The sequence below is a fragment of the Candidatus Cryosericum odellii genome, from assembly GCF_003570935.1.
GTDB lineage: Bacteria > Caldisericota > Caldisericia > Cryosericales > Cryosericaceae > Cryosericum > Cryosericum odellii.
In genome coordinates this window covers 1-2,717 of the sequence record NZ_QXIU01000268.1, presented here as the reverse complement: position 1 = coordinate 2,717, position 2,717 = coordinate 1, and the positions used below count along the sequence as shown (strand labels likewise).

Annotated in this window: 1 protein-coding gene; it reads left to right on the top strand. The window is 61.2% G+C overall.

The genetic code is table 11. From position 1 onward, the window contains the following. A partial coding sequence (locus SMC5_RS10385; RefSeq protein WP_133299215.1) for a UvrD-helicase domain-containing protein occupies positions 1-2,610 on the top strand: 2,610 nt, incomplete at its 5' end. Positions 2,611-2,717: the final 107 nt, after the last annotated feature.

Genomic DNA, 2,717 nt, shown 5'->3' with positions numbered 1-2,717 from the left:
CGTGTCAAAAAAGTCAAGGAGATTCTGCCGGAGCTGGAGCAGCTGACGACACAGATGAAAGCCCTGTATGCGCTCCTGCGGGAAGACGCCCAACACCCGTCTGATGGTGCCTCGCCCGGTCTGACACTGGTGGTGGACGCCGACACCATCGTGCCCCGCGTCGAACGAGCATCTTCCACGATCATCACAGAACACTCACGGCTGTACGAGCTGCTGTCTTGCCTCTCGTGCGTACGGTTCCTCAAGTTCCGCAAGAAGCAGAAGGACCGATTCTCGGTGACACTCATGGAGCATGAGGGAGAGGCATCACATGATCCGCTGCCGGTGGGCATGCTGGAGGCGCAGTGTCTGGGGACGTTGCGCGCCATGCAGATCTTCCTGGAACTGGCAGGAAACTCTCCTCACACGGTCATTACCGTGGACGCAGCAGACCTGACAGCCCGTCTGGACTTGGGTGAGGAGACACCCGGTATCCTGGACGCCGGCGTACGACTCCTCTCGCTGCTCCGCTTCATCACCCTGCTGGAGGTGCCCGGCCTGTTCTCGCCCGTCATGAGCCTGAACGTGACAGTCACAAAGAAGGTTGGCACCATCCATGGCCAGGACCTGAGGAAGATGCAGGATGAGCAGTTCTTCAAGGTGCGGGCGATGGAACAGTACTGTTTGCTGATCCTAGGCAAGCGCCTCGGCGTGGGCAACCTGTTTGGGAAAGCCAATACGTCCTTCCTCACCGACTACTTCCGCCTGTCCGAAAAGGAATTCATCAAGACGCACCTGGCGGATGTCGAGCCCATCGCCTACAAGCCGGTCACATGGCAGAAATCCGTCGCGACAGACAAGAACTTCGAGGAGTTGTCTCCTGAGCAGAAAGCGGTGCTGGACAGCAAACAGGACGCAGTGATGGTCCTGGCAGGCCCCGGGTCGGGCAAGACGCGCCTGCTGGTGGCCAAGGTGGTCGCCCTGATCACCAACGAGCAGGTGAATCCGGCCACCATCCTGGTGTTGGTCTACAACCACGCGGCCCGGCAGGAGATCCGCAGGCGCCTGCGCGTGCTGCTGGGTGACACGGCACGCTCTGTCGCTGTCCACACGTTTCACTCCTTTGCCCTTGGCGAGGTCTGCCACATTAACGTCATGGACATCCTGCGCGGCGAGCACAAGGACCAGCGCTTTGCCGACGCCATCACGGCAGCGGCGAACATCCTGGAACGGCATGCCGAGACCGAGCGGATACCGCTGCCGTACCGCTATGTGCTGATCGACGAGTATCAGGACATCACGGCCGACCAGTACCGCATGGTCAGCGCGCTGGTGGGGAGGCTGCGTGAGTCGGGCGAGCGCCAGTACATCTTTGCCATCGGCGACGACGACCAGAACATCTATGCCTTCAACGGGGCCGACGTCCGGCATATCCAAGCCTTCGAGAAGGATTACGACGCCGTGCAGTACGGCCTGAGCATCAACTTCCGGTCCCTCCCTGGCATTGTGACGTTCGCCAACCGCCTCATCGAGGGCAACCACGACCGTATGAAGAAGGACATGACGCTCCGCGCCAATGACCCACAGCCCGCGTCCCAGCCACATTCGGTGTTTTGGGCAGAGTACCGGTCGCGCGCCGAGGAATCCGCCACCATCGTGGAGCTCGTGCGCCAGTCAACAGGCCGCAGGATCGCCATCCTGGGGAAGGCCAACAAAGACATCGCGCACATCCGATGGACGCTGCACCACGAGGGCATCGCGTTCAGTGACCTCAACCAGCGCCACTGCAGCTACCTGCCGCTGTCCATGTGGCTGGTGAAGAACGAGCTAACAGCCAACCCCAACAGCCTGTACACGCCGAGTGCATTGACAGCCCTGTGCGATAGCCTACAGAAGGCACAGAGCCTGTGCGACTGGCAGATGCAGGAGGCGCATGACTGGATACGCGACCTTGTATGCGACGACACCGAGGAGCTGACCGGACAGGACCTCCTGCACGATTTGGTGCGATGGCTGTTTGAACCATCGACCGCCTCGACGCGCGCGTTCGGCGAGGGACCCCAGATCTCTGTGGACACAATGCACAAGTCCAAGGGCACTGAGTTCGACGACGTCATCCTGGTCGGCACCGACCAGTGGAAGATCGACGAAGAAGAGCGACGCATCTGGTATGTCGCCTGCACACGGGCCCGCTCGCGGCTCACGATGTTCGTGCCACCCTGCGAGCGTCCGCTGCTGGGACAACTGCTCAGCCCGCCCCTGGCGTATCCATCGGACGTCACGCCGGTAATGGACCCCGCGACCCTGCCGCAGTCCGTCTGGAGCCACGAACTGGATCCGGGAGACACGTACATTAGTTTCTGCAAATTCAAGCCTGACAACCGGGACGTTCCTGCCATGTTCCGCAACCTGGACCAAGCGACCCTGCACATCACGCAGGAAAATGGGCAGTACTTCGTGTGCAGCAGCTGCACGCCTCTGGCACGCTTGTCCCACAGCGGCGCAACTACAGCGTCCCAGTGCCCCTCCAGCCCGACTGCCATAGCCGTCGAGTCACCCATCATCCTTGTCCGCGAGACCGCCGACGAGCAGGACTTCGTTGTCCTGGCTACCCTGACAGCGGCAAAATAACGGGCACACAACCAAAACAAGACTGGATTCCCGCATACGCGGGAATGACAGAGGGGGGAACGGGGGAATGACGCAATGGCGCGCGGGAATGACAGAGGCAAAGGCGG